Origin of the sequence: Nitratireductor sp. L15S-10 (genome assembly GCF_045011005.1) — a bacterium.
In the GTDB taxonomy this organism is placed as follows: domain Bacteria; phylum Pseudomonadota; class Alphaproteobacteria; order Rhizobiales; family Rhizobiaceae; genus Nitratireductor.
Genome location: NZ_CP120674.1, coordinates 2,147,664 through 2,173,864, shown reverse-complemented (window position 1 = coordinate 2,173,864; position 26,201 = coordinate 2,147,664). Strand labels below are relative to the sequence as shown.

The 26,201-nt window shown below is 59.6% G+C and carries 26 protein-coding genes and 1 tRNA gene; 22 read left to right on the top strand and 5 right to left on the bottom strand.

The window, feature by feature from the left end; genetic code table 11:
• The 7 genes from P2W41_RS10420 to P2W41_RS10390 all read left to right on the top strand — a co-directional run bounded on the left by P2W41_RS10420 (position 1) and on the right by P2W41_RS10390 (position 5,882).
• Positions 1-1,329 (top strand): pyruvate dehydrogenase complex dihydrolipoamide acetyltransferase, encoded by a 1,329-nt coding sequence (locus P2W41_RS10420; protein ID WP_404933086.1) that lies wholly within the window; start codon positions 1-3, stop codon positions 1,327-1,329.
• A 33-nt stretch (positions 1,330-1,362) separates the two neighbouring features.
• On the top strand, positions 1,363-2,001 hold the full coding sequence (locus P2W41_RS10415; RefSeq protein ID WP_404933085.1) for an SGNH/GDSL hydrolase family protein: 639 nt from the start codon (positions 1,363-1,365) through the stop codon (positions 1,999-2,001).
• 16 nt (positions 2,002-2,017) lie between these two features.
• The gene (locus P2W41_RS10410; RefSeq protein ID WP_292895569.1) at positions 2,018-2,569 is read left to right on the top strand and encodes an HdeD family acid-resistance protein; all 552 of its coding nucleotides are present in this window, start codon (positions 2,018-2,020) and stop codon (positions 2,567-2,569) included.
• A gap of 69 nt (positions 2,570-2,638) precedes the next feature.
• Positions 2,639-4,084 (top strand): dihydrolipoyl dehydrogenase, encoded by a 1,446-nt coding sequence (lpdA, locus tag P2W41_RS10405; protein ID WP_404933084.1) that lies wholly within the window; start codon positions 2,639-2,641, stop codon positions 4,082-4,084.
• A 73-nt stretch (positions 4,085-4,157) separates the two neighbouring features.
• Positions 4,158-4,442, top strand: a complete 285-nt coding sequence (locus P2W41_RS10400) for a GlsB/YeaQ/YmgE family stress response membrane protein (RefSeq protein ID WP_292900152.1) — start codon at positions 4,158-4,160, stop codon at positions 4,440-4,442.
• A gap of 7 nt (positions 4,443-4,449) precedes the next feature.
• Complete coding sequence (gene lipA, locus P2W41_RS10395) at positions 4,450-5,427, top strand: lipoyl synthase (RefSeq protein WP_404933083.1); 978 nt, start codon at positions 4,450-4,452, stop codon at positions 5,425-5,427.
• The gene (locus P2W41_RS10390) at positions 5,427-5,882 is read left to right on the top strand and encodes a type II toxin-antitoxin system RatA family toxin (RefSeq protein ID WP_292895575.1); all 456 of its coding nucleotides are present in this window, start codon (positions 5,427-5,429) and stop codon (positions 5,880-5,882) included. Before lipA ends, P2W41_RS10390 begins: the two co-directional genes overlap by 1 nt.
• Here the strand turns inward: P2W41_RS10390 and P2W41_RS10385 are convergent.
• Both P2W41_RS10385 and P2W41_RS10380 read right to left on the bottom strand, forming a co-directional pair.
• Entirely contained in the window at positions 5,879-6,370 is a 492-nt protein-coding gene (locus P2W41_RS10385; protein ID WP_404933082.1) for a CinA family protein, read from the bottom strand. The genes P2W41_RS10390 and P2W41_RS10385 overlap by 4 nt on opposite strands.
• A complete protein-coding gene (locus P2W41_RS10380; RefSeq protein ID WP_404933081.1) occupies positions 6,367-7,614 on the bottom strand; it encodes a bifunctional 2-C-methyl-D-erythritol 4-phosphate cytidylyltransferase/2-C-methyl-D-erythritol 2,4-cyclodiphosphate synthase in 1,248 nt (415 codons plus the stop codon). Before P2W41_RS10380 ends, P2W41_RS10385 begins: the two co-directional genes overlap by 4 nt.
• A gap of 229 nt (positions 7,615-7,843) precedes the next feature.
• Between P2W41_RS10380 and dusB the strand changes: the two genes are divergently transcribed.
• The 9 genes from dusB (at position 7,844) to hflX (ending at position 19,442) form a co-directional block, all read left to right on the top strand.
• Complete coding sequence (gene dusB, locus P2W41_RS10375) at positions 7,844-8,758, top strand: tRNA dihydrouridine synthase DusB (protein ID WP_404934962.1); 915 nt, start codon at positions 7,844-7,846, stop codon at positions 8,756-8,758.
• Positions 8,755-9,903: a nitrogen regulation protein NR(II) gene (locus P2W41_RS10370; protein WP_292895583.1), complete on the top strand. Its 1,149-nt coding sequence runs from the start codon at positions 8,755-8,757 to the stop codon at positions 9,901-9,903. The genes dusB and P2W41_RS10370 overlap by 4 nt, the downstream gene beginning before the upstream one ends.
• The gene (ntrC, locus tag P2W41_RS10365; protein ID WP_292895585.1) at positions 9,900-11,342 is read left to right on the top strand and encodes a nitrogen regulation protein NR(I); all 1,443 of its coding nucleotides are present in this window, start codon (positions 9,900-9,902) and stop codon (positions 11,340-11,342) included. Before P2W41_RS10370 ends, ntrC begins: the two co-directional genes overlap by 4 nt.
• A gap of 160 nt (positions 11,343-11,502) precedes the next feature.
• Positions 11,503-13,755 (top strand): ATP-binding protein, encoded by a 2,253-nt coding sequence (locus P2W41_RS10360; protein ID WP_404933080.1) that lies wholly within the window; start codon positions 11,503-11,505, stop codon positions 13,753-13,755.
• 3 nt (positions 13,756-13,758) lie between these two features.
• A complete protein-coding gene (locus P2W41_RS10355) occupies positions 13,759-15,120 on the top strand; it encodes a sigma-54 dependent transcriptional regulator (protein ID WP_292895589.1) in 1,362 nt (453 codons plus the stop codon).
• A 208-nt stretch (positions 15,121-15,328) separates the two neighbouring features.
• Entirely contained in the window at positions 15,329-16,705 is a 1,377-nt protein-coding gene (gene trkA / locus P2W41_RS10350) for a Trk system potassium transporter TrkA (RefSeq protein WP_223020646.1), read from the top strand.
• 96 nt (positions 16,706-16,801) lie between these two features.
• Complete coding sequence (locus P2W41_RS10345; RefSeq protein ID WP_292895593.1) at positions 16,802-17,668, top strand: D-amino-acid transaminase; 867 nt, start codon at positions 16,802-16,804, stop codon at positions 17,666-17,668.
• A gap of 148 nt (positions 17,669-17,816) precedes the next feature.
• Positions 17,817-18,065: an RNA chaperone Hfq gene (gene hfq, locus P2W41_RS10340; RefSeq protein WP_007007454.1), complete on the top strand. Its 249-nt coding sequence runs from the start codon at positions 17,817-17,819 to the stop codon at positions 18,063-18,065.
• The gene (gene hflX / locus P2W41_RS10335) at positions 18,066-19,442 is read left to right on the top strand and encodes a GTPase HflX (RefSeq protein WP_292895599.1); all 1,377 of its coding nucleotides are present in this window, start codon (positions 18,066-18,068) and stop codon (positions 19,440-19,442) included.
• 44 nt (positions 19,443-19,486) lie between these two features.
• On the opposite strand, the gene mazG is transcribed toward hflX, so the two are convergent.
• Together mazG and P2W41_RS10325 are read right to left on the bottom strand one after the other, a co-directional pair.
• Positions 19,487-20,308 carry a nucleoside triphosphate pyrophosphohydrolase gene (gene mazG / locus P2W41_RS10330; RefSeq protein WP_404933079.1) on the bottom strand — a complete coding sequence of 274 codons (822 nt, stop codon included), beginning with the start codon at positions 20,306-20,308 and terminating at the stop codon, positions 19,487-19,489.
• Positions 20,309-20,426: 118 nt separating this feature from the next.
• Entirely contained in the window at positions 20,427-21,473 is a 1,047-nt protein-coding gene (locus P2W41_RS10325) for a dipeptidase (RefSeq protein ID WP_404933078.1), read from the bottom strand.
• Between the two features lie 617 nt (positions 21,474-22,090).
• Between P2W41_RS10325 and P2W41_RS10320 the strand changes: the two genes are divergently transcribed.
• Both P2W41_RS10320 and P2W41_RS10315 read left to right on the top strand, forming a co-directional pair.
• Positions 22,091-22,354, top strand: coding sequence for a hypothetical protein (locus P2W41_RS10320; protein ID WP_292895605.1), 264 nt, complete (start codon positions 22,091-22,093; stop codon positions 22,352-22,354).
• A 297-nt stretch (positions 22,355-22,651) separates the two neighbouring features.
• On the top strand, positions 22,652-22,912 hold the full coding sequence (locus tag P2W41_RS10315; protein WP_404933077.1) for a DUF1488 domain-containing protein: 261 nt from the start codon (positions 22,652-22,654) through the stop codon (positions 22,910-22,912).
• Positions 22,913-23,701: 789 nt separating this feature from the next.
• Here the strand turns inward: P2W41_RS10315 and P2W41_RS10310 are convergent.
• Positions 23,702-23,884 carry a hypothetical protein gene (locus P2W41_RS10310; protein WP_292895609.1) on the bottom strand — a complete coding sequence of 61 codons (183 nt, stop codon included), beginning with the start codon at positions 23,882-23,884 and terminating at the stop codon, positions 23,702-23,704.
• A 482-nt stretch (positions 23,885-24,366) separates the two neighbouring features.
• On the opposite strand from P2W41_RS10310, the gene P2W41_RS10305 reads away from it, so the two are divergent.
• The 4 genes from P2W41_RS10305 to P2W41_RS10290 all read left to right on the top strand — a co-directional run bounded on the left by P2W41_RS10305 (position 24,367) and on the right by P2W41_RS10290 (position 26,191).
• Positions 24,367-24,573 (top strand): cold-shock protein, encoded by a 207-nt coding sequence (locus P2W41_RS10305; protein WP_292895611.1) that lies wholly within the window; start codon positions 24,367-24,369, stop codon positions 24,571-24,573.
• 280 nt (positions 24,574-24,853) lie between these two features.
• Positions 24,854-24,943, top strand: a tRNA-Ser gene (locus tag P2W41_RS10300).
• A 91-nt stretch (positions 24,944-25,034) separates the two neighbouring features.
• Complete coding sequence (locus tag P2W41_RS10295) at positions 25,035-25,238, top strand: hypothetical protein (RefSeq protein WP_404933076.1); 204 nt, start codon at positions 25,035-25,037, stop codon at positions 25,236-25,238.
• A 227-nt stretch (positions 25,239-25,465) separates the two neighbouring features.
• Positions 25,466-26,191, top strand: a complete 726-nt coding sequence (locus P2W41_RS10290; RefSeq protein WP_292895615.1) for a FadR/GntR family transcriptional regulator — start codon at positions 25,466-25,468, stop codon at positions 26,189-26,191.
• Positions 26,192-26,201 lie beyond the last annotated feature (10 nt).

Here is a 26,201-nt window from a genome sequence, read left to right as displayed (position 1 = left end):
ATGCCGATCAAAGTCACCATGCCTGCCCTTTCGCCGACGATGGAAGAGGGTAATCTCGCCAAATGGCTGGTTAAGGAAGGCGATAGCGTCGCGCCGGGCGATGTGATCGCCGAAATCGAGACCGACAAGGCGACCATGGAAGTGGAAGCCGTGGACGAGGGCACCGTCGCAAAGCTGGTGGTGCCGGAAGGCACTGAAGGCGTGAAGGTGAATGCGCTGATCGCTGTTCTGGCCGAAGAGGGCGAGGATGCCGGTGCGGCGGCGAAAGCTGCCGAGAGCGGTTCCGACTCCACGCCTGAACCAAAGTCTGAAAAGCCTGCAAAGGAAGAAGCACCCGCTGCCAAATCCGAGGCAAAGCCTGCGGAAGCGAAAGCGGCACCGACAGGCGATGGCGGGCGTGTATTCGCCTCTCCGCTTGCGCGCCGTCTTGCGAAGGAAGCCGGGCTTGATCTTGCAGCGCTTTCAGGTTCCGGGCCGAAGGGCCGGATCGTCAAGGCCGATGTGGAAGCAGCGGCGAACGATGGTGGCGCGAAATCAGCCGAAGCAGCACCTTCTGCAGCACCCGCCGCACAGCCGACCATGTCCGACGATCAGGTCATGAAACTGTTCGAGGAAGGCTCCTACGAGCTGATCCCGCATGACAGCATGCGCAAGACCATCGCGCGCCGTCTGGTCGAGGCGAAATCCACCGTCCCGCATTTCTACCTGACGCTCGACTGCGAGATCGACGCGCTTCTGGCGCTGCGCAAGCAACTGAACGATGCCGCGCCGAAGGTGAAGACCGACGATGGCGAGAAGCCGGCTTACAAACTGTCGGTCAACGACATGGTCATCAAGGCGCACGCAAAAGCGCTTGCCATGGTGCCGGAGGCGAATGTCTCGTGGACCGAGAGCGCCATGGTGAAACACAAAAACGCCGATGTGGGCGTTGCCGTGTCGATCCCCGGTGGCCTGATCACGCCGATCATCCGCCGCGCCGACGAGAAGACGCTGTCGGCGATTTCCAACGAGATGAAGGATCTGGCAGCGCGGGCGCGCTCGCGCAAGCTGAAGGCGGAAGAGTATCAGGGCGGCAACACGGCCGTTTCCAATCTCGGCATGTTCGGCATCAAGGACTTCGCCGCCGTCATCAACCCGCCGCATGCGACGATCCTCGCGGTTGGCGCTGGCGAGCAGCGGGCCGTGGTGAAGGATGGCGAAGTGAAGGTTGCAACGGTGATGTCGGTGACGCTTTCGACCGATCACCGCGCAGTGGATGGCGCGCTCGGCGCCGAACTTCTCGCAGCCTTCAAGAAGGTCATCGAAAACCCGCTGACGATGCTGATATAGGGACCGTATGGACTGCTACCCCGGGGGCAAATGATGAAGACCATCCTGTGCTTTGGCGATTCGCTGACATGGGGGTATGACCCTGACGGCCCCGGGCGGCACGCCCATGACGTTCGCTGGCCGAGCGTTCTTGAAGCGGAACTTGGCGGCACGGCACGCGTGATTGCCGAAGGGCTGAATGGCCGCACCACGGTTTTCAACGACTTTGCCTCCGGTGCCGACCGAAATGGCGCACGGGTTCTGCCCACGCTCCTGACCAGCCATGCGCCGCTCGATCTGGTTGTCATCATGCTGGGCACCAACGACATGAAGCCCTTCATTTGCGGCCACGCATTTGGAGCCAAACAGGGCATGCAGCGACTGATCGATATCGTGCGCGGGCATGACTATCCGATGGGAGAACCGGCACCGAAGGTCCTCATCATGTCGCCTCCGCCGGCCTGTGAAACGCCTGATCCCGATTTCGCGGCTTTGTTTGAGAGCGCTCGTATCGAATCGGCCAAGCTGGCCACCCTCTATGCATCGCTCGCCAGGGAAACCGGTACGGGCTTTTTCGATGCCGCTTCTGTTGCACGCACAAGCCCGCTTGACGGCGTTCACCTGGACGCGGAAAACACGAGCTCCATTGGCCGGGGGCTCGCCCCGGTCGTGAGAGACATGCTTGGACTTTGAAAAAGGAGGGTTGAGCATGGCCAACACTTTGGGAAATGAAAGCGTACATGCGTCGTGGGGATGGCTGGCACTGCTTGGAGCAGTCTCTTTGATTGGCGGCATTCTGGCGCTTGCCAATCCGTTCGCCGCAACCATGACGGCAGCGATACTCGCGGCCTGGACTTTCGTTCTGTTTGGCGTGCTCCAGATCGTGCAGGCCTTCCGTGTTCGTGGCTGGGGCGGCTTTTTGTGGGCACTTCTGCTCGGGGCGCTGACGCTTGCCGTGGGCATATCGATCATCGTCAAACCGGCCGCGGGGATCATATCGCTTACCATTCTGGTCGCGATCATGTTTTTGGTGCTCGGTGTGGTGAAGATCATGTATGCGTTCGCATTCCGGCCGCTCTCCGGCTGGGGGTGGGTGCTCTTTTCAGGCATCGTCTCGCTGCTGCTTGGTGTGATGATACTGGCGGACATGCCATGGGCTGCAGCGACCATCCTGGGCATTCTGCTCGCCGTGGAACTGCTTTCCAACGGCGTGTTTCTATTGCTCATCGCTTTTGGTCTGCGCGGGGCTGCGCGGACCTGAAAACTCTCGGGGCGCGGCCGTTCCAAAGCTGCGCCCGGACAATGATACGACGACAAGGAGAAACCAGCTGTGGCTGAAAATTACGACGTTATCATCATAGGATCGGGACCCGGCGGCTATGTCACCGCCGTCCGTGCTGCACAGCTTGGTTTAAAAACGGCAATCGTGGAGCGCGAGCATCTGGGCGGCATCTGCCTGAACTGGGGCTGTATCCCGACAAAGGCTCTGCTGCGTTCGGCCGAGATCAAGCATTATGCCGAAAATGGCAAGGATTACGGACTGACCATTGAAGGCAAGATTTCGGCCGATGTGGACGCCGTTGTGGACCGTTCGCGCAAGGTGTCCCAGCGCCTGAATGGCGGTGTCGGATTCCTGATGAAAAAGAACAAGATTGATGTGATCTGGGGCGAGGCGAAGCTTTCCAAGCCGGGTGAGGTGGTCGTTTCCGAGCCTTCGAAAAAGGCGATGCAACCGCAGCCACCCATGCCGAAGAACACCAAGGGTGCCGGCACCTACAAGGCGAAGCACATCATTGTCGCCACGGGCGCGCGCCCGCGCGTTCTGCCGGGTATTGAGCCCGATGGCGACAAGATCTGGACCTATTTCGAGGCAATGGTTCCCAAGACGATGCCGAAATCGCTGGTCGTGATGGGTTCCGGCGCCATTGGCATGGAGTTCGCCTCCTTCTACCGCACCATGGGTGCGGAGGTGACCGTGGTAGAGCTGATGCCGCAGATCCTGCCGGTTGAGGATGCTGAGGTCTCCAAGTTCGCAAAGCGCCAGTTCGAAAAGCAGGGCATCAAGTTCAAGCTTGAGGCCAAGGTTGCGAAGGTCGAGAAGAGCAGGGACGGGATCACCGCCCATGTGGAGACCAAGGACGGCAAGGTTGAGAAGATTTCGGCCGAAAAGCTGATTTCCGCCGTTGGCGTGCAGGGCAATATCGAAAATCTCGGCCTCGAATCGCTTGGTGTGAAGACGGATCGCGGCTGCGTGGTCGTTGACGGATACGGGCGCACGAACGTCGACGGCATCTATGCGATCGGTGATGTGGCAGGCCCGCCCATGCTGGCGCACAAGGCCGAGCATGAGGGCGTGATCTGCATCGAAAAGATCGCCGGTGTGCCTGGCGTGCATGCTCTCGACAAGGGGCTCATTCCGGGCTGTACCTATTGCCATCCGCAGGTTGCCTCCGTCGGAATGACGGAAGCGAAAGCCAAGGAAGCCGGTCGCGACATCCGGGTTGGCCGCTACCAGTTCGTCGCCAACGGCAAGGCGATTGCCCTTGGCGAGGATCAGGGCTTCATCAAGACGATCTTCGACAAGAAGACGGGTGAGCTTCTGGGCGCGCACATGATCGGCGCGGAAGTGACCGAGCTGATCCAGGGCTTTGTCGTTGCGATGAACCTTGAGACCACGGAAGAAGAGCTGATGCACACCGTCTTCCCGCATCCGACCCTTTCGGAGATGATGAAGGAAAGTGTGCTGGACGCCTATGGGCGCACGCTCAACGCCTAAAACGGGCTGAACCCCTGTTTCCCCCGCACCAACTGGACTATATGCGGGGGAACTTTGAACGAGGAGCAGGATGATGGAAGAAAGCTACGGTCTTCTGGGCATGCCCGGCGTCGGCTTTTTCGGCCTTCTCGTGATCGGTTTTCTGGCCGGTTACGTGGCCGAGAAAACGATGAACCGCGAGCATGGGTTCTTCACCAACATCCTTGTCGGCATTGCCGGTTCCTTTGTCGGTGGAACGCTTGCCGGCCTTGTCGGAATTTCGTTCTACGGTTTTCTGGGCAATCTGGTGATCGCCATTGTTGGCGCGATCCTGATCCTCTGGGTATTCGGACGCTCGTCTTCCAGCCGGGCGCGATAGGACAAACATGGTCACGATTCTCGATACTGTCACTGCCAAGCCGCGTCCGCGGCACCCTGAAAAGGAGCACCGGCCCGACCAGGAAGTGCTGCGCAAGCCCAAATGGATCCGGGTCAAGGCACCGACCTCGCAGGGCTATCTGGAAACCCGCGAGATTGTGAAGTCCAACAAGCTCGTGACCGTGTGCGAGGAGGCCGGCTGCCCGAACATCGGCGAATGCTGGGATAAGAAGCACGCGACCTTCATGATCCTCGGGGAGATTTGCACCCGCGCCTGTGCCTTCTGCAATGTCGCGACCGGCATTCCCGGCCCAGTGGACATCAACGAGCCGGAGAACGTCGCCAAGGCCGTGCGCGAGATGGCGCTCAAGCATGTGGTTATCACATCGGTCGACCGGGACGATCTCGCCGATGGCGGTGCGCAGCACTTTGCCGACGTGATCGGCGCGATCCGCGCGGCATCGCCCGAAACAACCATTGAGATCCTGACACCGGATTTCCTGCGCAAGGACGGTGCACTGGAAATCGTGGTTGCGGCAAAACCCGATGTGTTCAACCACAATCTGGAGACTGTTCCGGGCAACTATCTGAAGGTGCGCCCCGGCGCGCGCTATTTCCATTCGCTGCGCCTTCTCCAGCAGGTGAAAGAGCTGGATCCGACCATGTTCACCAAATCCGGGATCATGGTGGGGCTTGGCGAGGAGCGCAACGAAGTATTGCAGCTCATGGACGATCTGCGCTCGGCCAATGTCGACTTCATGACCATCGGCCAGTATCTGCAGCCGACGCGCAAGCACCATCCGGTGAAAAAATTCGTCACGCCCGAAGAATTCAAGTCCTATGAAACCGTGGCTTACACGAAGGGCTTCCTCATGGTGTCGTCGAGCCCTCTGACACGCTCCTCTCACCATGCGGGCGAGGATTTCGCCAAGCTGAAGGCAGCGCGTGATGCGCGCCTGAACGCTGTGGGTCCTGCTGCGAACTGATGCCGAAATTCGAGACCGTGCGCCGGGTGGCGCACACGCCTGAAGACATGTTTGCGCTGGTCGCGGATGTGGAGAAATATCCCGAGTTCGTACCCATGTGCGAGGCACTGACCGTGCGCACTCGAAAAGAACGTGACGGGGTGACGCTTCTGGTCGCCGACATGACGGTTGGTTACAAGGCGCTGCGCGAGACATTTACGAGCCAGGTCACGCTCAAGCCGCAGGAAGCGGCGATCGATGTCCGCTACGTCGATGGGCCTTTTCGCTTTCTGAAGAACGAATGGCGCTTTGAGCCGGCCGGTGAGGCCGAATGCGACATCCACTTCTTCATCGAATATGAATTCAAGAGCCGCATGCTCGGCGCGGTCATGGGCGCCATGTTCGATCGCGCGTTCCGCATGTTTTCCGAAGCCTTCGAGCGCCGTGCCGATGTGGTCTACGGAGCAGCCGCTTAAGCGTTCTTCAGGGATGAAAGCACCAGATCCAGCGCCATTTCCACAGTGGAAGAGCGAACGGCTGCGCGATCCTGACCCGAGAAGATGTGCGATTGTGCAGTGGGCGGACGTCCCTCAAGCGCCAGACCGAACCAGACGAGACCGACAGGCTTTTCTGTCGAGCCGCCATCGGGACCGGCAATGCCGGTGACGGCAACCGCCACGCCTGCGCGCGAGCGATCAAGCGCGCCGGAGGCCATTTCGAGAGCTGTCTCTTCCGAAACGGCACCATGGGTGGCGAGTGTTTCGGGCAGGACGCCGAGCATGTCCATCTTGGCTTCGTTGGAATAGGTGACGTAGCCGCGATCGACGACCGTGGATGAGCCTGCGATGTCGGTGAGGGCTGCGGCGATCATGCCGCCGGTGCAGGATTCGGCGGTGGCCAGCATGATGCCGCGCGCTTTGCAGGCGGAAAGAACCGCGCGGGCGCGTTCCTCGTATTCGCTCATGCCGGCACCTCGCCGGGATAGACCACACTGGCCGTTGCAATGGCCGCTATGCCTTCCTCGCGACCAATGAAACCCATTTTTTCGTTGGTGGTGGCCTTGATGGAGATGCGGTGCGGCGCGATGCCGAGCATGGCGGAGAGTGCTGCCGTCATGGCTTCCCGGTGGGGGCCGACTTTTGGTGCTTCGCAAATGATTGTGACATCGGCATTGGCGATGCGTCCGCCCGCCTCGCGCACGATGCGGGCCGCATGTTCGAGGAAAATGTGCGAGGCAGCACCCTTCCACTGCGGGTCCGAAGGGGGAAAATGCGTGCCGATGTCACCGGCGCCACAGGTGGCAAGCAGCGCGTCAGTGAGTGCGTGCAGACCGACATCGGCATCCGAATGGCCGGCGAGACGCTTCGTGTGTGGGATGCTGACACCGCACAGAATGACGGCATCGCCATCGGTGAAGGTGTGGACATCATAGCCATTGCCGGTACGCACATCGGGGAATGCGGTCGGGCGGTTCAGGCGCTCATCGGCCAGAGCTATGTCGCGCGCCCAGGTGAGCTTGATGTTGTCGACGGCGCCGGCAACCAGGCGGACGGGTATCTTTGCCCATTCGGCGATGGAGGCGTCGTCTGTGAAATCCTCACGGCCGAGCTTGTGCGCGCGCTCATGGGCCGCAGCGATCAGCGCGAAAGGAAAGCCCTGCGGGGTCTGGGCGGCATGTAGATCGTGACGCGGCACGGTTTCGGCGATGAACCCCGCGGGGCCGGCCCGTTTGACCGTGTCGGCGACGGGCAGGGCGGGCAACGCGCCCTGGCCCTCCTCCACCGTGTTGATTATCCGGTCGATCAGCTCCCGGTCGATGAACGGACGCACACCATCGTGAATCAGGACGGTCTGGGGGGCGGGATCGTAGAGCGCAAGCAGGGCGAGCCGCGTGGAGGCCTGCCTTGAATGACCGCCATGGATCGCCTGGACACGCTGACTGGAAAGCCCGGCTATCGCCTCCGCAAAGAGAGCCTCGTCATCGGGATGGATCGCGACAACGATGCGCCCGATACGGGGATCGGAGAGGAAGGTCTCAAGCGTGTGACGCAGAACCGGCTTGCCACCGATCAGGCGATATTGCTTGGGTCCCTCGGTGGATTGGCCTGCGCGCTCGCCCCGGCCTGCGGCGACGATGACGGCAGCGACTTCTCCCGCCGAACGCGGTGCCACGGGGTTCGTCTCGGCAAGGGTCTCGGATTGGTGCATCTGCTTGTCCATAGGGCAGACGCATAATAAGACACGCCGCGAAAGGCCAGCCGAATTTGCATGCCACCTATTCCGCGCGAATTGTGTGTTGCAGGCCGGGCTTGAAGTGGCTAAATAATGAGCACAAACAAAAGGTGCTTTAATTTTGTGCATCTCATCCACTGAATTTCTTTCGACACCGCTCACGATCGGATCCGTGACGATCCGCAACCGGGTGTTTCTGGCGCCGATGTCGGGCGTGACCGATCTTGCCTTTCGTGCGCGGGCCCATGCGCATGGAGCCGGCCTTGTGGTGTCCGAAATGGTGGCGAGCGGCGAGCTCGCGCGCGGAAAAGCCGAATCGGCCCGCCGTCTGCGCCGTCCGGAGGTGGACGTGCACATGGTGCAGCTTGCGGGCAGGGAGGCGCGATGGATGGCCGAAGGCGCGCGGATCGCGGAAGCTGAAGGCGCCGATATCATCGACATCAATATGGGTTGCCCCGCCAAGAAGGTGACGGGCGGTTACTCCGGCTCTGCGCTGATGCGTGAACCCGGCCATGCGCTGAGCCTGATCGAGGCGGTTGTCGCGGCGGTGCGGGTGCCCGTTACGGTGAAGATGCGGCTTGGATGGGACGAGAATGCGCTGAACGCTCCGGACATCGCCAGCCGTGCCGAGGACGCAGGCGTTGCAATGGTCACGGTACACGGACGCACACGCTGCCAGTTCTACAAGGGCAAGGCGGACTGGCGGGCCATTTCGGCGGTGAAGGACGCCGTCGGCATCCCGGTCGTGGCCAATGGCGACGTGACCACGCCAGAGGATGCTGCGGGCATCCTGGCCGCATCCGGTGCGGATGCGGTGATGGTCGGCCGTGCGCATTACGGCGCGCCGTGGACGGCCGGAGCGGTTGCTGCCAATGCCGAACGCCGGCCTGAAAACCTCCCCGACTATGTGATCGATCATTACGAGGCGATGCTCGCCCTTTACGGCATCGAGCATGGCACACGGCACGCGCGCAAACATCTTGGCTGGTACATGGACCGGCATCTTGGCGAGATCGATGCAGAAAGCCGCAAGGCGATCATGACGGGGACCGATCATCGCGAGGTCTCGCGCCTTCTGCGCGGGCTTTTTCGCAGACACGAGGAGCGTCTGGCCGCATGAACAGACAGGAGGAGCCCACACGCATGGAGATCGGCCCCGCCAGTCTTCTCCTGAACACGCTGAGGCATCCGATGGTGATGATCGACCGCGATGGTTTCATGGTCGAGGTCAATGCGGAAGCGGAGGACTTCTTTCGCTCGGGCGCCTCCATCCTTGCCCGCAGCCGGCTGGAAGATTTCGTTCCCTTCGGGAGCCCCTTGATTGCGCTTGTGGAACAGGTGCGCGAGCAGCGTGTGGCCATCAATGAATATCGCGTCGACATTTCCTCGCCGCGGCTGGGGGCGGAGCGCATGGTGGATATCCATGCAGCACCTGTTTCGGAAGTGCCGGGCGCGGTCGCGCTTCTTCTGCAGGAACGCTCCATGGCCGACAAGATCGACCGGCAGATGGTGCATCGTGGGGCAGCCCGGTCGGTAACGGGATTGGCAGCCATGCTCGCCCATGAGATCAAGAACCCGCTTTCGGGCATTCGCGGTGCCGCACAATTGCTCGAACACGCGGTTTCCGACGAAGACCGGGCGCTGACACGCCTCATCACCGAGGAGACGGACCGGATCGTCGCGCTGGTGGATCGCATGGAAGTGTTCTCAGACGAACGCCCGGTGGAGCGCGACCCGATCAACATTCACCTGGTGCTTGATCACGTCAAGGCGGTCGCCAAAAGCGGCTTCGCCCGCAAGGTGAGCATTGTCGAGGACTACGATCCCTCCCTGCCGCCCGTATGGGCAAACCGTGATCAGTTGATCCAGGTGTTCCTGAACCTGGTGAAGAACGCCGCTGAAGCGATCGGCGACAGGGACGATGGCGAGATAAGGCTGACGACCGCGTTCCGGCCGGGTATTCGGCTGTCAGTTCCGGGCTCACCGGATCGCGTGGCCTTGCCGCTGGAATTCTGCGTTCATGACAATGGGCCGGGGATTCCCGAGGACCTGCGCCAAATCATCTTCGATCCTTTTGTGACTTCCAAACAGAATGGCTCCGGTCTGGGGCTCGCGCTGGTCGCCAAGATCGTCGGCGCGCATGGCGGCGTCATCGAGTGCGAATCGTCCGGCCAGCGCGGCACGGTTTTCCGCATCCTGATGCCTGCCTGGCGCGAAGCGCGCCGCAAGGATGTCCTTGTCAATGAAAAGGATACGCCCGCATGACCAGCATTCTCGTCGCCGACGACGACGCAGCCATCCGCACTGTGCTCAATCAGGCACTTTCACGCGCGGGTCACGACGTGCGGGTGACCTCGAACGTGGAGACGCTCTGGCGCTGGGTTTCTGCGGGCGAGGGGGATCTGGTGATCACCGATGTGGTGATGCCCGACGGCAATGCCTTCGACCTGCTGCCGCGAATCCGCAAGGCCCGTCCCGACCTCCCGGTCGTTGCCATGAGCGCGCAAAATACGTTCATGACCGCGATCCGGGCCTCGGAAGTGGGGGCCTATGAGTATCTGCCTAAGCCTTTCGATCTGACAGAACTCGTCAACATCGTCGGACGCGCGCTCTCGGAACCGAAATCGAATCAGAAGGAGAGCGCGAGCGCTGAAGCGCCCGACGCCCTGCCTCTCATCGGTCGTTCGGCTGCCATGCAGGAAATCTATCGCCTGCTGGCGCGCATGATGCAGACCGACCTCACTGTCATGATCAGTGGAGAGTCCGGAACGGGCAAGGAACTGGTGGCGCGAGCGCTTCATGAGTATGGCCGCAGACGAAAGGGGCCCTTCGTGGCGATCAACATGGCCGCCATCCCGCGCGACCTCATCGAATCCGAACTCTTCGGACATGAAAAAGGAGCATTTACCGGTGCGCAGGCGCGCTCCTTCGGTCGCTTCGAACAGGCGGAAGGCGGAACGCTCTTTCTAGACGAGATCGGCGACATGCCAATGGAGGCACAAACACGCCTCCTTCGCGTGCTGCAGCAGGGGGAGTATACGACCGTCGGCGGGCGCACCCCGATCCGGACCGATGTGCGCATCGTGGCTGCCACCAACAAGGACCCCAGAATGCTGATCGATCAGGGGCTTTTCCGCGAGGATCTGTTTTATCGGCTCAATGTGGTGCCGCTGCGTCTGCCTCCGTTGCGTGAGCGGGCCGAGGATATACCCGATCTCGTGCGGCACTTTTTTGCGCGGGCCGAGCAGGAGGGATTGCAGGCCAAGCGCATTGGATCGGACGGGCTCGACCGGCTTAAAAATTATCGCTGGCCGGGCAATGTGCGTGAACTGGAAAACCTGGTGCGACGCCTCGCGGCTCTTTATCCGCAGGATGAAATCTCTGCCGAGATCATTGAACAGGAGTTGCGCGCCGCTGGTGCTTTGCGGGTAAGCCAGCAGGAAGCGCTTCTCGAAGAAACAACACTGACGCAGGCCGTCGAGCAGCATCTTCAACGCTATTTCGGGCAGTTCGGCGACCAGCTTCCACCGGCCGGGCTGTATCAGCGGGTCCTTTCCGACGTCGAACAGCCGCTCCTGATCGCTGCACTTACGGCTACCGGTGGAAACCAGCTGAAGGCCGCAGATCTCCTCGGGCTCAACCGCAACACCCTTCGTAAGAAGATTCGCGACTATGGAATCAACATCTATCGTGGCGCTGGCTGACAACGCGGGAAAACTCGCCGGCTGACTGATCTCCGATCCCGCAGATCCCCATTTTGCCCCAGCAATGCCGCAATGTTGGGAAATGCAACTGTTGCCAGCGGGTGACAGTCGTTGCATATGTGCAACATTCGGGCGGTGCTGGAGAGCAGAAGCGGGAGTTATGGTAAGCTTGTCTGAAAGTTCGCCGACGCAGCCTTTTGTTGCGGCTTCGCCTGTGCGGCGTGGGCGTTCGGCCACGTTTTATGTCGGCGTCGCGGCAGCACTCGGTGCACTTCTGACGGCCGCAGTCTCTTTCACGGTGCTTCTGGGGCTGACGCCTTTTACACCGGATGAGCAGACAACGCTTCTCCTGATCACGGTGAATTTCGCCTTCATCATGCTTTTGTTCGGGCTGATCGTCCTCGAGGGCCTGCGCATCTACAAATCGCGGAAAGGCCAGAGGGCGGCGTCTCGCCTGCACGTGCGCATCATCGCGATGTTCTCTCTGGTGGCGGCGATACCCGCGATCCTTGTGGCGGTAATCGCCTCGGTCACGCTTGAACTCGGCCTTGACCGATGGTTCGAACTCCGCACGAAGGTAATCGTCTATTCCTCGCTCTCGATCGCCGATGCCTATGTGCAGCAGAATGCGCGAAGCCTGCAGGGCACGACGGAGAGCATGGGTGTTCGGCTTGATCAGGCGCGCACGCTGTACAATCTCGACCGATATGGCTTCCGCGATTTCATGACGCGCCAAGCCATGCTCCGCGGGCTGGCGGATGCCGAACTGGTCCGCGAAGACGGTTCTGTGATCATGAGCGCGCAGATGGTGGAAGATATTCCGCTGCCGCGTCCCGGAAGCAAGGCGATGGAAATCGCCAACAGCTCCCAGATCGCCTTCAATGAAATTGGCGGCACCAATCTGGTGACTGCTGTCTACAAACTTCAGGATATCCCCGACGCCTATCTTTATACCGGCGCGCTGCTGGATCCCGAGGTCTTGAAAGCACGACAGATCGTACGCACCAACACGGATGAGTATCGTTCTCTCGAAGGAAATCGCGGCAACACACAAATCGCTTTTGCGCTGTTATATCTCGTCGTGACACTGGCGATCGTCCTTGCAGCGATCTGGACAGGCATCGCTGTTGCGGACCGCCTGGTGCGTCCGATACGCCAGTTGATTGGCGCGGCAGGAGCGGTGTCCACCGGTGATCTCGACGTCACCGTTCCCGTACGATCCTCCGACGGCGATGTCGGTCTCCTCGGCGACACGTTCAACAAGATGACGCAACAGCTCAAATCGCAGCGCGATCAGCTCATCGCCGCCAAGGACGTGATTGACGAGCGGCGCCGCTTCACCGAGGCGGTGCTGTCCGGCGTCAGTGCGGGCGTTATCGGTGTGGAGGCGGACGGTTCGGTTGCCATGGTCAACCGCTCCGCCGAGGCTATGCTCGACATTTCCGCGCACGAAGCGGTGAACAGGAATCTCTCGGCTGTTCTGCCGCATCTCGGGCGCGTGTTCGAGACCGGGCGCAAGACGGGCCGACCCGTCTACCGCGAACAGGCTACTTTCTTTCGGGGGGGATCGGAACGTACCTTCAACATCCAGATCACAACGGAAGAGGGTGTCAACGAGGACGATGAGCATTCCTACGTGGTAACGGTCGACGACATCACCGATTTGATGCAGGCACAACGATCAATGGCCTGGGCGGATGTCGCACGGCGCATTGCTCATGAGATCAAAAACCCGCTGACTCCGATCCAGTTGTCTGCCGAGCGCATCCGCCGCAGGTTCGGGAAGGTAATCGAACAGGACAGGGAGATCTTCGATCAGTGTACCGATACGATCATCCGGCAAGTCGGTGATATCGGACGAATGGTCGATGAGTTCTCGGCTTTTGCGCGGATGCCAAAGCCGGACATCCAGCACCTCGATCTGAGGGAACCGCTGCGCGAGGCTTCATTTCTGGTGGAGGTCGCCCGCAACGAGATCAGCTTTGAACGACATATCTCGGAGACCCCGCTAATGGGGCGTTTCGACGCTCGTTTGATGGGCCAGGCCTTCGGTAACGTGATCAAGAACGCCGCAGAGGCGATCGACGCCGCCGAACGAAACAATGGTCAGCCGGGTGCGATCCGTATCAATGCGGGCATGAACGGCCGCTTTATCCAGGTTGAAGTGATCGACAATGGCAAGGGATTGCCGCGGGAAAACCGCCAGCGTCTGCTCGAACCCTATATGACCACGCGCGACAAGGGGACGGGCCTTGGCCTGGCCATTGTGAAAAAGATCATCGAGGATCACGGGGGGCGGCTGGAACTGCACGACGCACCGGCTGATTTCCATGACGGCATCGGCGCGATGATCCGCATCATACTTCCCGCCGCCGGAGACGCCGGTGGCACCGCTGAGACGACAAGAAGGTAGAAAATGGCTTCCGACATTCTGATCGTAGACGACGAGGAAGACATCCGTGAACTCGTTGCCGGCATTCTGAGCGACGAAGGCCATGAGACGCGAACCGCTCACGACAGCGACAGTGCGCTTGCCTCGATCTCGGAACGGGTTCCACGCCTCATCCTGCTCGATATCTGGCTACAGGGATCCAAGCTGGACGGACTGGCGCTGCTCGACAAGATCAAGGAACTGCACCCCCACGTTCCTGTTGTCATGATTTCCGGTCACGGCACAATCGAAACCGCGGTTTCGGCGATCAAGCGCGGTGCCTATGATTTCATCGAGAAACCGTTCAAGACCGACCGGATGATCCTGATCTGCGAGCGGGCACTGGAGATTTCCAAGCTCAAGCGCGAGATGAGCGATCTGAAGAAGCGGAGCGGCGCCTCATACGATCTCGTTGGCGAGTCCGCGGCACTAAACCATTTGCGCCAGACGATCGAGCGTGTCGCCCCCTCCAACAGCCGGATCATGCTGACAGGACCGTCCGGCTCAGGCAAGGAACTGGTCGCCAGGGCAATCCATGCCGCCTCACCACGCAGCAATGGACCATTCGTGACGCTGAACGCCGCAGCCATTACGCCTGAGCGTATGGAGATAGAGTTGTTCGGCACCGAATCCGACGGTGGCGAGAGAAAGGTGGGAGCCCTTGAGGAAGCTCACGGCGGCGTCCTCTATCTCGATGAAGTGGCTGACATGCCGCTCGGCACGCAGAGCAAGATCCTGCGTGTTCTCGTGGACCAGCAGTTCGAGCGCGTTGGTGGCACACGACGGGTGAGGGTGGACGTACGCATCATCTCATCCACGGCGCAGAATATTGAATCCCTGATCGCCGAGGGCCGCTTCCGCGAAGATCTGTTCCACCGTCTCGCCGTGGTGCCGGTGGTTGTGCCGCCCCTGGCGGATCGACGCGAGGACATCCCCCTGCTTGTCGATCATTTCATGCAGCAGATCGGTGAGCAGGCGGGTATCAAGCCGCGTCCGCTGGGCAATGATGCGATGGCCGTTCTCCAGGCGCACAACTGGCCGGGCAATGTCCGCCAGCTACGCAACAATATCGAGCGGCTGATGATCCTGACGCGGGGTGACGGGCCGGACACACCGATCACCGCAGACCTGTTGCCAGCAGAAATCGGCGATGTCATGCCGCGTCTGCCGACGCAGTCGGACCAGCACATCATGGCCCTGCCATTGCGCGAGGCGCGCGAACTCTTCGAGAAGGAGTATCTGCTTGCCCAGATCAACCGCTTTGGCGGAAACATTTCGCGCACGGCAGAATTCGTCGGCATGGAACGCTCTGCGCTTCATCGCAAACTGAAATCTCTGGGCGTTTAGACCCTGCCTTATCCAGGTGTTTTCATGTCACTGGAAAAGCGCTAGTGGTTTGTTCGCGCCCTTTGCCTCCGTCCGGAACGAGCCCGGGGGAAAAGGGCGAAGATCAGAACCGCCGCCGGACACCCCACAATTCCGGCGGGGCCTCTCAGGTTTTAGCAGGAGCCTTGCAGACCCGTCATTCGGTCATTGTTGAGGCAGGGAACAGGCGATGAAAGTCATTATTTGCGGCGCGGGGCAGGTCGGTTTCGGTATCGCGGAACGGTTGGCGGCAGAGCAGAACGACGTGTCCGTGATCGATACATCGCCGGAGTTGATTCGCGCCGTTCGCGATACGCTCGACGTGCGTGGCTTTGTCGGCCATGGCGCACATCCCGACGTGCTCGCCTCTGCCGGCGCAAGCGAAGCCGACATGATCATCGCCGTGACCCTGTTCGACGAGGTGAACATGGTCGCCTGCCAGGTCGCGCATTCGCTTTTCAATGTGCCGACCAAAATCGCGCGCATTCGCTCGCAGTCATATCTGCAATCGCACTATATGGACCTGTTCTCGCGCGATCATCTGCCCATCGACGTGATCATCTCGCCGGAAGTGGAAGTTGGCGAAATGGTGATGCGCCGCATCGCACTGCCCGGTGCGACAGATGTGGTGAGCTTCGCCGACGACAAGGTATCGATGGTAGCGATCGAATGCCTCGAGGAATGTCCGGTCATCAACACGCCGCTGGCACAGCTGACGGAACTCTTCCCCGACTTGCCATCGACCGTGGTGGGCGTCTCACGCGAGGGCAAGCTGTTCATCCCGCATTCGGGCGATCAGCTCATTGCCGGTGATCTGGCCTATGTGGTGACAACCAAGGATCAGGTGCGACGCACGCTTGGTCTCTTTGGGCATGAGGAGCGCGAGGCGACGCGCATCGTCATCGCCGGTGGCGGCAACATCGGCCTCTATGTCTCGCGCGCCATGGAAAAGAAACAGAGCCGCACCAAGGTCAAGGTGATCGAGAACACGCGCGAACGCGCGGTTGCGCTGGCCGACAAGCTGCGTCGCACCGTTGTTCTGCATGGAAGCGCGCTCGACCAGAAACTTCTTCTGGAAGCCGATATTCAGCATGCTGACCTGATGGTGGCGCTGACCAATGACGATCAGGTCAACATCCTGTCGAGCGTGATTGCCAAGCGTCTCGGGTGCCGCTCCAATCTGGTTCTGATCAACAATCCGACCTATCACGATTTTGCCAAAACGCTGGGGATTGACGCGCATGTGAACCCGCGCTCCGTGACAATATCCAAGGTTCTTCAGCATGTCAGACGCGGCCGCATTCGCGCCGTCCACAACATTCAGCGTGGCGCAGCCGAGGTCATCGAGGCCGAGGCCCTGGAAACATCGCCGCTTGTCGGCCCGCCGCTCAGCGAGGTGGAGTTCCCCGATGGAATGCGCATCGGCGCGGTCTATCGCGACGGTGCGGTGATCAAGCCGAGCGGGTCTCTGAAGATCAAGCCGAAGGACCGGGTGGTGATCTTTGCACTCGAAAGTGCGGTCCGTCAGGTTGAACAGATGTTCCGTGTCAGCCTGGAGTTCTTCTGAGCTGCTTGAAAAAGCTCCCGCAGAGCGGCAAAACAAACCATTCTTTTTTGCGGCGACGATTCCAGCCGGCAGATTTCATGAGACGGAGAGTGTGACATGCCACGCATTGCTTATGTGAACGGGCGTTATGCGAATCACGGTGACGCGATGGTTCACGTGGAAGATCGTGGTTATCAGCTCGCTGACGGCGTCTACGAGGTGTGCGAGATTTCCCGTGGTTTCATCATCGACATGAAGGGGCATCTTGACCGGCTCGACCGTTCGCTGCGTGAGCTTCGCATGGACTGGCCAGTCGAGCGCAAGGCGCTGGAATTCATCATGCGCGAAGTTATCCGCCGCAACCATGTGCGCAATGGCATGGTCTATCTGCAGGTGACGCGCGGCGTGGCCCCGCGTGACCACGCTTTCCCCACCACGCCGGTTCGCTCCGCCCTGGTGGTGACGGCAAAGCGCATGGATCCGAACGCCGCGGCAAAGAAGGCCGAAAAGGGCATGACGGTCATCACCGTGCCGGAAAACCGCTGGGAGCGCGTGGATATCAAGACCATCGGTCTTTTGCCAAACGTTCTGGCACGCCAGGCCGCGGTCGATGCCGGTGCGCAGGAAGCGTGGTTTGTGGATCCGGACGGAACGGTCAAGGAAGGCGCATCGACCAATGCATGGATCGTTACCAGGGACGGACATCTGGTGACCCGTCCGGCCGATTTCGGCATTTTGCGCGGAATAACCAGGGCCACCGTGATGAAGGTCGCCGACGATCTCGGGCTCAGGGTCGAGGAGCGTGCTTTTTCAGTCGAAGAAGCGCAGAACGCCCGCGAAGCGTTTGTGACGAGTGCCACGAGCGTCGTGATGCCGGTGGTCAACATCGATGGGAAACCGGTGGCCAACGGACATCCCGGCAGTGTCGCCCGCTCCCTGCGGGACGCGTTTTTTGCGATTGCGGAAAAAAGTCCTAGCTGTTAACCAACGCGCATGATGATGCGGCTCGGTGCAACCGATGAACATAGGCATCAATTGATCATGCAGTCCCTGTCACAGACTTTCTTGACAGGAGCGTGTCATATTTGCGCTACTGGCTGCCCTGAGGCAGCGAATGGGTGAAAGACCAAAAATGGCGGAACGAACTCAAAACCTGCAGGACCTGTTCCTGAATACCGTTCGCAAGAGCAAGAACCCTCTGACGATCTTCCTCATCAACGGTGTCAAACTGACAGGCATTGTTACTTCATTTGATAATTTCTGCGTGCTCCTGCGCCGCGACGGACATTCGCAGCTTGTCTACAAGCATGCGATCTCGACGATCATGCCGAGCCAGCCCGTTCAGCTTTACGACGCCGAGGAAAGCAATCGGGACTCCTGATTGACCGAAAAACGCAAGCCAGACGAAGCAGCGCGCGACGGCGATCGGTCGACTTTTGGTCCCGACTCCACGCGAGCCGCCGTCATCACGCCTGTCCTCCCGTCGGAGCGCCGTGCCACCGAGAGTGGTGCGGCTTCTTCGCGCGCGTCTGAAGCACGCCATGAAGAGGCGATCGGTCTTACGGAAGCGATCGACCTCGATGTGGTTTTTGCCGAGATCGTGAGTGTGCACACACCTCGGCCTGCGACATTGCTCGGCACGGGCAAACTGGAAGAGATCGCTGCGCGGGTGGAAGAGCAGGCGGTGGAAGTGGTGATCATCGATCATCCACTCACACCGGTCCAGCAGCGCAACCTCGAAAAGGCGCTCAAGGCCAAGGTTTTGGACAGAACGGGGCTGATCCTGGAGATTTTCGGGCGCCGCGCGCGTACCAAGGAAGGACGGCTTCAGGTCGATCTGGCCCATCTGGAATATCAACGCGGCCGCCTGGTCCGCAGCTGGACCCACCTGGAGCGGCAGCGCGGCGGCGGCGGCTTCATGGGTGGTCCGGGTGAGACACAGATCGAAGCGGACAGACGCCAGCTTCAGGAGCGCATCATGCGCCTGAAGAAGGATCTGGAACAGGTCCGGCGCACGCGCGATCTGCATCGTGCAAAACGAAGGAAGGTACCGTTCCCGATCGTTGCCATCGTCGGCTACACCAATGCTGGCAAGTCGACGCTGTTCAACCGGCTCACCGGGGCCAGCGTGATGGCAGAAGACATGCTCTTTGCCACGCTGGATCCTACCCTTCGCCGGGTACAGCTTCCTCACGGCACGACGGTTATTCTTTCGGACACGGTCGGCTTCATCTCCGATCTGCCGACCCATCTTGTCGCTGCGTTCCGCGCAACGTTGGAAGAAGTGATCGAAGCGGATCTGATCGTACATCTCCGGGATATCGCTGATCCCGATACGGCAGCTCAGGCTATGGATGTCGAGGCCATTCTCGGCGACCTGGGTGTGGACGCCGCGGACCGGACACGCGTTCTGGAGGTCTGGAACAAGATTGACAGGCTTGATCCGGAACGACGCCGGGCCCTGTTGGAGGGTATGCGCGCCGACGACGCCCCGCTGGCAATCTCCGCGATCACGGGAGAGGGCATTCCCGATCTCCTGGCGTTGATCGAGGAGCATATTTCCGGACAGATTGTCTTGACCTCGATCGATCTTGCACCGGAACGGATGTCACTCCTGGACTGGGTCTATCGCAATGGTGACGTCGTCGAGCGCACGAACAATGACGATGGAAGCATCTCACTGAAAGTACGGATGACGGAAGCGGCAAAGCAGGACATGCAGGAGCAGCTTTCCGGAAACAAGCCCTCCCGGCATTAGATACGTCAACGCGTGGTAGCCCTGGTGCTTTAACGGCAGCCCCTTCAGCGGGCTGCAGTCTTAGCGCGCTGCCAAAGCGTTTCCATTTCCTGCAGCTCCGCCTCCTCCAGTGAACGCCCGGCATTCTTGAGTTCACGTTCCACAAAGTCGAAGCGCTTGCGGAACTTGTCATTTGTGTGGGCGAGGGCGGCTTCCGCATCATAACCCAGATGGCGTCCCAGATTGACCACGGCAAACAGAAGATCACCATACTCCTCTGCCGCGTGAGCGTCATCCTGCTCCTTCAGGGCTTCACGCAGCTCACCGATCTCCTCCTCGATCTTGTCGAGGACCGGACCGTTCTCGCCCCAATCAAAACCGACGCGGGCGGCGCGTTGTTGAAGTTTGTGAGCACGCATAAGGGCGGGCAGGGCACGTGGGACATCATCCAGATAGGCCGCAGACTCCTCAGGGTTGCCATTCTGCAAACGCCGCGCAACACGCTCGGCCTTTTCCTGTGCCTTGATCTCATTCCACATGCCTTTCGCCATCCCGCGGCTCCGCGCCTCGGCATCACCGAACACATGGGGGTGACGACGGATCATCTTGCGGGTGATCGCCTCGACCACATCCCCGAAATCGAAATGACCTTCTTCCTCTGCCATGCGTGCGTGGAATACGACCTGCAACAGAAGGTCCCCCAGTTCCTCGCGCAGGTCGTCTAGATCATTGCGTTCGATCGCGTCAGCGACCTCGTAGGCCTCCTCGATCGTGTAGGGTGCGATGGAAGCGAAGTCCTGCTCCACGTCCCACGGACAACCGGTCTGTGGGGTGCGAAGTGCTTTCATGATTTCGAGGAGTCTTGCGATATCCCTTGAGGGCTGCATCTTGTGTTCCCGTATTCTGAGCATTCCGTTTATCGTTGACACGCGAAAACGCTCCAACTGACTCTTGTTGCGCATTCGGGATGAAAAATCGACCTCCATCCCCTGGAATTGCCCCGCCTCATCCGATCGTGCGTTCGAGCACGCGCAGCCAGTTGCGCCAGGCGATTTTCTCGATCAACTCCTCTCCATAGCCATGCGCGCGCATGGCCTCGATCAGTTTCGGCAGGCCGGTCACGTCTCCGATTGACCGCGGCACGAGGGCGCCATCGAAATCGGATCCGAGCGCCACACCCCCTTCACCAAGTGCCTCAAGCATCGCGTCAAGGTGCTTGAGGAGAATGTCGAGGCCCGTATTGGCGTTGGTGCCTCCGTCGGACCGCAGAAAGCTGACAGAGAAATTGAGACCTGCCAGACCACCTGTCTCACGGATCGCGCACATCTGCCAATCCGTCAGATTGCGGGACTGGGGACAGATGGCATGAGCGTTCGAATGGCTTGCGACAAGCGGCGCATCGCTGATCGCCTGAACGTCACGAAACCCCTTTTCGTTGAGATGGGAGAGATCGACCAGAATGCCAAGCCGATTGCACTTGCGCACAAGCGCCTTGCCGGCCTCGCTTAAACCCTCGCCGATGTCAGGAGAGGAGGGAAAGCGGAACGGAACGCCATGACCGAAAATGTTGGAACGGCTCCAAACCGGTCCGAGCGAACGCAAACCGGCAGCATAGAGAACGTCTATCAGGTCAAGATCGGCACCCACCGCTTCCGCGCCTTCGATATGGAATACGGCGGCCAAAGTGTCCGAGGCCATCGCCTGACGAATTGAACTCGCATTGCGGCATATGGCCAGGCGGCCCTCAGATGCACGTTCAAGACGCTGCAGCAATGCAGCCATGGCGAGCGTAGAGGTCAGCGCATCCGACTGCCCAAGCTGAGGAAAGGTTACATCCTGCGGACGTTTTCCGTTCACTTTCATGTTTGAAAGCGGCGGTGGAAAAATCGCGAAGAGCCCGCCCGCCAGACCTCCCTTTCGGGCTCGCGGAAGATCCACGTGCCCGCCATCCATTCCCTGCAGGAAAAGTTGTTCGGCATCCCGCCGTCCGCTCTGATAAAGTCTCAGAAGCGCGTCATTGTGACCGTCGAAAACGGGAGTCATGTCTGCCATGAAAAAGCTGCCTGTTGGCGCGCGTGCGCCGGTGAGTCTGCACCTCATTTTTAAGCATGCCCGGCATGGGAAGCAAATCGCTGGCTCTTCTCCCTGGAGGGCCTGCAACCAAGGCCCCGGCATCACTCGCGCCATCCTGAATGAAACGAGCTGCCGCAAGCCGGGGTTGCTCGCAAAAGCGCCAGACCGCGACCGGTGAAATGGTCGAGCGTTTGGAAGCCCGGAATTGACACTCGGTCAACCACGCAGGCCTTGTTGTGTGATGTCTCATTTCATCGTTTTACTTCAGAGCACTGGTGGTGCTTTTTTGTTGCCTGCCAATTCTTCAGGCGCTCCCGCCCCATTTTTTGGTCAACCCGACTGGAAAGCTCCCCGACTGGAGCTGCATACCAGGCGAAAGGGCGCCTCATTTCGAACTCAATGCAGGTAGACCATCAACATCAGGCGCTGCTGACGCCGCAGGTTGTTTTACGCTGCCTTCCAGTTACAAAGTCGGCCAGCGGCCCGGGAAACGCTCTGCAGGCGAATGGCTATCTCGCCCAAATCAGAAAACTCCTGAATTACGTCACGAAAGAACGGTCGAGCAGGAAGGCGCTCCTCCCGTAGGGAATGCAGCCATGCTTACACGCACAATCAGGTACACAGTTCGGTTTCAGGGGAGTTTTCTTCTGGGTGGCTTCGATCAGCAATTGCCGGCTGGCGAATATCAGGTTGAACGAGACGAAGAGATTATAGAGGGGTTGTCCTGGCTAGCTTGGCGAGGTGTATCGACCTTTATTCACCTGCCGGCTGTCGGCACGGAAACCCTCAAAAGCCAGATGAAGCAGATCGACCCCAGAGAACTCGAAGATGCGCTCGATAGAGATCGGAAACTGTCATGACACGCAGACCCGAAACAAGGTCTCCGCCGGACGACCTTGATACCTGGGAGAACGAGGGCGGGAAGATTGCCCCCGAAAGGCCCGACGCTGCTTTTGTTCGCAGGGTTGAAGCGGACCATGCCGGCATCGTCGGCAAGCTTTTCCAAGGTGCGGCGACAGCCAGAAAATTTCGCGCTGGTCTGGAGCGCCATAAGAACGTGAGCTGGCTTCCATCTCTAAAAAGCTGCTGATCGCGCGGTTTCATCCGGGCAATGGCTGGCATCGGTATGGCTCACACCTCTCGCAACGAAAGATGGAATGATGGTGCTGGATTTTCCAAACAAGGCCCGAAGCTATGACAGAAACAGACGATGCGTCCGCTTCCTCGGGTATGATGGATTGTTTGAAGTATCTTTTTTTGTTCAGGCCAACGCACTCGTCTCGACGGAGAACGGGATAAACGAGGGTGAACTTCTACAGGTCTTCGATGGCGCTCGTGGGACTGTCTACGATGCTGCCAGAAAGGTTTACGCACGCGGTCGCCAAGCGGCATACCTGGTCACCGCGAAGGACTTCTGAACCACGTGGTGGGTCAATGTCGGATTGTTTTCCCGCTCAGCATTTTCAGCGCAGCGGCGCCAAGGGAACGCGGACTGCGCCACACCGACGTCCTCATCGACTTCCCGGTAAGACCGACTGGTCTCTTCTGTCGTTGATTGTTCCGGATCATGAGGTCTGTTGCGACGATGCGCGACAGGCCAATCGCAGGAACTTCTGCCTGCAGGGCAGGGACGCCGGTGAAGACGTGATAGACTGTCCAGGTGCCGTCGACCTCGATACGCCGCCCGTATTGAGTGGTCTCTACCTCCTGGGAATCGGCCGGAGTTAGCCGTGGCAGACAATTTTGTTCAATGCCCGGATCAACATGCATCTCGGATATCCTGTTGCGCGAGAGACTGAAGCGCCGGCGCGCCACGTGGCACCGCCGTCTGATCCTGAGTTCACCAAGTAATGCTGATCAGAACGATGTATGCGAACCATGCACAAATCGAGATCATGATGCCGATGGCAACGAACCACGCCGTCTCTGATAGGATAAGGTGAATTGTTTTCATGAATTACGATGCGCCTGTTTCGCGCAAAAGTCGAGCTACAAGATTTTTTTCTTGCCATCCGGCAAGAAAAGGCCCATACGGTTCCAATCAGATGCTGGTCTGGTGCGGAACGTCCTGCAAGATGTGCGGTGAGGTTCTCCGGTGAACGGCTCTGGATTTGACCTGCAAGACTGTGTGGTGACCATGAAGGTACCGGCACCCGCGTAAGTCTCAGGAACGAAGGGAAGCGGGCTCTGGCCCGCTTTTTTGTTGCCTAGCGTGCACTGTCCTTGATCGCCGCGAGCTCAGCGGCAATCCGTGCCCGCTTCAGGCGCTCGGTTTTCTCACGACGCTCCGTGTCTTCATGCTGCAGGATTTTCCTGGCATTGGTGTTCGTCTCTTCAGCCCGCCGTTCCGATATCGATTGCCTGGCAGGGAGGGCCGAGACGGATTTCATTTTTCGCTTTTCCGGGCGCCGTAAGCCTGCTGTTCCTTCCGGCGGCGCTTCAGGTAGCCGGGAAGGGGGACCGTCACGTTGACCACTCTCCGGTAATCGGTTCCCATTGGCATCAAATCGCTGGCGCGCCGCGCTCATCCATTTATCGCGGAGATCCCAACTCTCGTCGGCCCAACTGCGTCCATTGCTGTCAGTGTAGAGCTTGCGGGCCAGATTTTCGAGATCAGAAGTCATTGACCAGCATAGGCACTGTCAGCCGATAATTGCCAACCATTTCTTTCGGAATCCGGCTGAGAACGAGTGGGCCTTGAATAAGCCATACTCCGGGCACAATCTCGCCTGATCGTTATTAGGGCCTGGCTTGGCTTCGGGCGGCGTCAACCAAACTCGACCCGCCATTCTCGTTCCTGAAATCGATATTTGTTGCGTCCTGCTGATTGCGGGGCGTGTTCTTCTGGTCGAGATTATAAAGGATCGCCACCATGCCAACGGGCAAAGTAAAATTCTTCAATGGTCAAAAAGGCTTTGGTTTCATCGAGCGCGACGATGGTGAGAGCGACGTATTCGTTCACATCAGCGCACTGGACCGGGCTGGACTGGGAGGCCTGGTTGAAGGTCAGTCCCTGACGTTTGATCTTGAGCAGGACAATCGCGGACGCGCGTCTGCTGCAAATCTGCAGGTAAACTGATCGCTTCTGCGATTTGGGGGAGGCCCGGTTGGCGAATTGCTTTCCGGGCCTTCGCACAGCGCTCCAGAGCCTGGCCCGCCGTTGTAAGCCTGAGGCACAGTCGCCCAATCATTATGGCACCTCATCCTGCGGACGCAGCCTGATGCATCGTAACAGGTTGACGCCGCAATACGAGGCGCGGTAAAGGCGAAGCCGTAAAAGGCATTCGGTAGCAAAGTGATCGCATCGCTCTGACCAGGCGATACTGCTGTTCCAAAAAAAGCTAACGAAATCAATGCCCGGAGGGATGGCCGAGCGGTTGAAGGCACCGGTCTTGAAAACCGGCAGGCGGGTGACCGTCTCGTGGGTTCGAATCCCACTCCCTCCGCCATTATCCTTTGCCGGGATTTCTCATATCTATCAGATAATTTAACAACATCATGCCTTTAAGGTAATGTCGCCTTACCGAAATCGAGGATGGGGTGGCGGTCAAGATGGCGCCGTTCAACCGTTATCGGACGCTCGACGCGGTGCGCGCGGTGATCGACGCGCGAGCGGAAAATCGTATTGCACTCTACACCGGCAATGACGATCACATCGTCTCCGATTTGATGACGAAGTTCGCATTTAAGCGCGACAACGCTCCCGCACATTGGCTTTGCGCAATCTCGGCTTCATGCCTGTAGAATTCGCACAACGCGCCCGAGCCGGCTCCCGCAGCAGCAAACAAACGTCGCGCTGCGGGCGATCATCCTAACAGATTTGCCCGCACCTGCCGGCCCCCAAAACCTCGCCTCCCGCAACATTCTCCCCGGGAGAGGGCAGCCATCAAACCACGGCTACCCATAAGCCCCCTTGACAGAATTTGAGATTCAAGGCTCATTGATCCTACCAATGACGGCAGGGAGGAGCCATGACGTCGCGGGTTGGGTCGCAATGGAGGTCGGGAGCCTTCATCACGGCAGAGGCCATCGGTCAGGCAATTGTTGAGGGAGAGTTTTCGGAGGGGCAACGTCTGCCTCTGGAGGCCGAACTCGCATCACGCTTTGCGGTTTCTCGAAATACGCTTCGAGAGGCAATGAAGCTGCTTGCGGCCAAATCGATGGTGGCCATTGCGCCGCGCCGGGGAACCGTGGTTCTACCGCGGGCAGAATGGAATGTGCTTGATCCCGATGTGATCGACTGGTTCGGCGCACTGTTTCGCGCCGACTCCGATTTCATGGAGGAACTTGTCCAGACACGCCAGACGATCGAGCCGGCGGCAGCCTTCGAGGCAGCCCGTTCAGCAGCTCCGAACCAGGTCGAAGCGATCGCCGCGGCCTATCGTGACATGGAAGAGCAACGCGGCAGCGGCAGCACCGCAGAACAGGTCAGGGTCGACGTCGCTTTCCATCTTGCTGTGGCAGATGCAGCGAACAATCGCTTCATTCAGTCCATCATTCGCTCGATCATCCACGCGGTGCGCGCCAATTTCGAGGCGCTCATCGAACAGCCGGGAAATTTCGAGGGCAATCTCAAGAACCACCGGCTCGTCTACGAAGCCATCGCCGCACACGACCCGGATCAGGCCCGCTCCGCCATGGAGCGGCTGCTCGAGCAGAGCCTGTCCGACACGAAGGAGCTTTTCGGTTCAGCGTGAACCGACAATC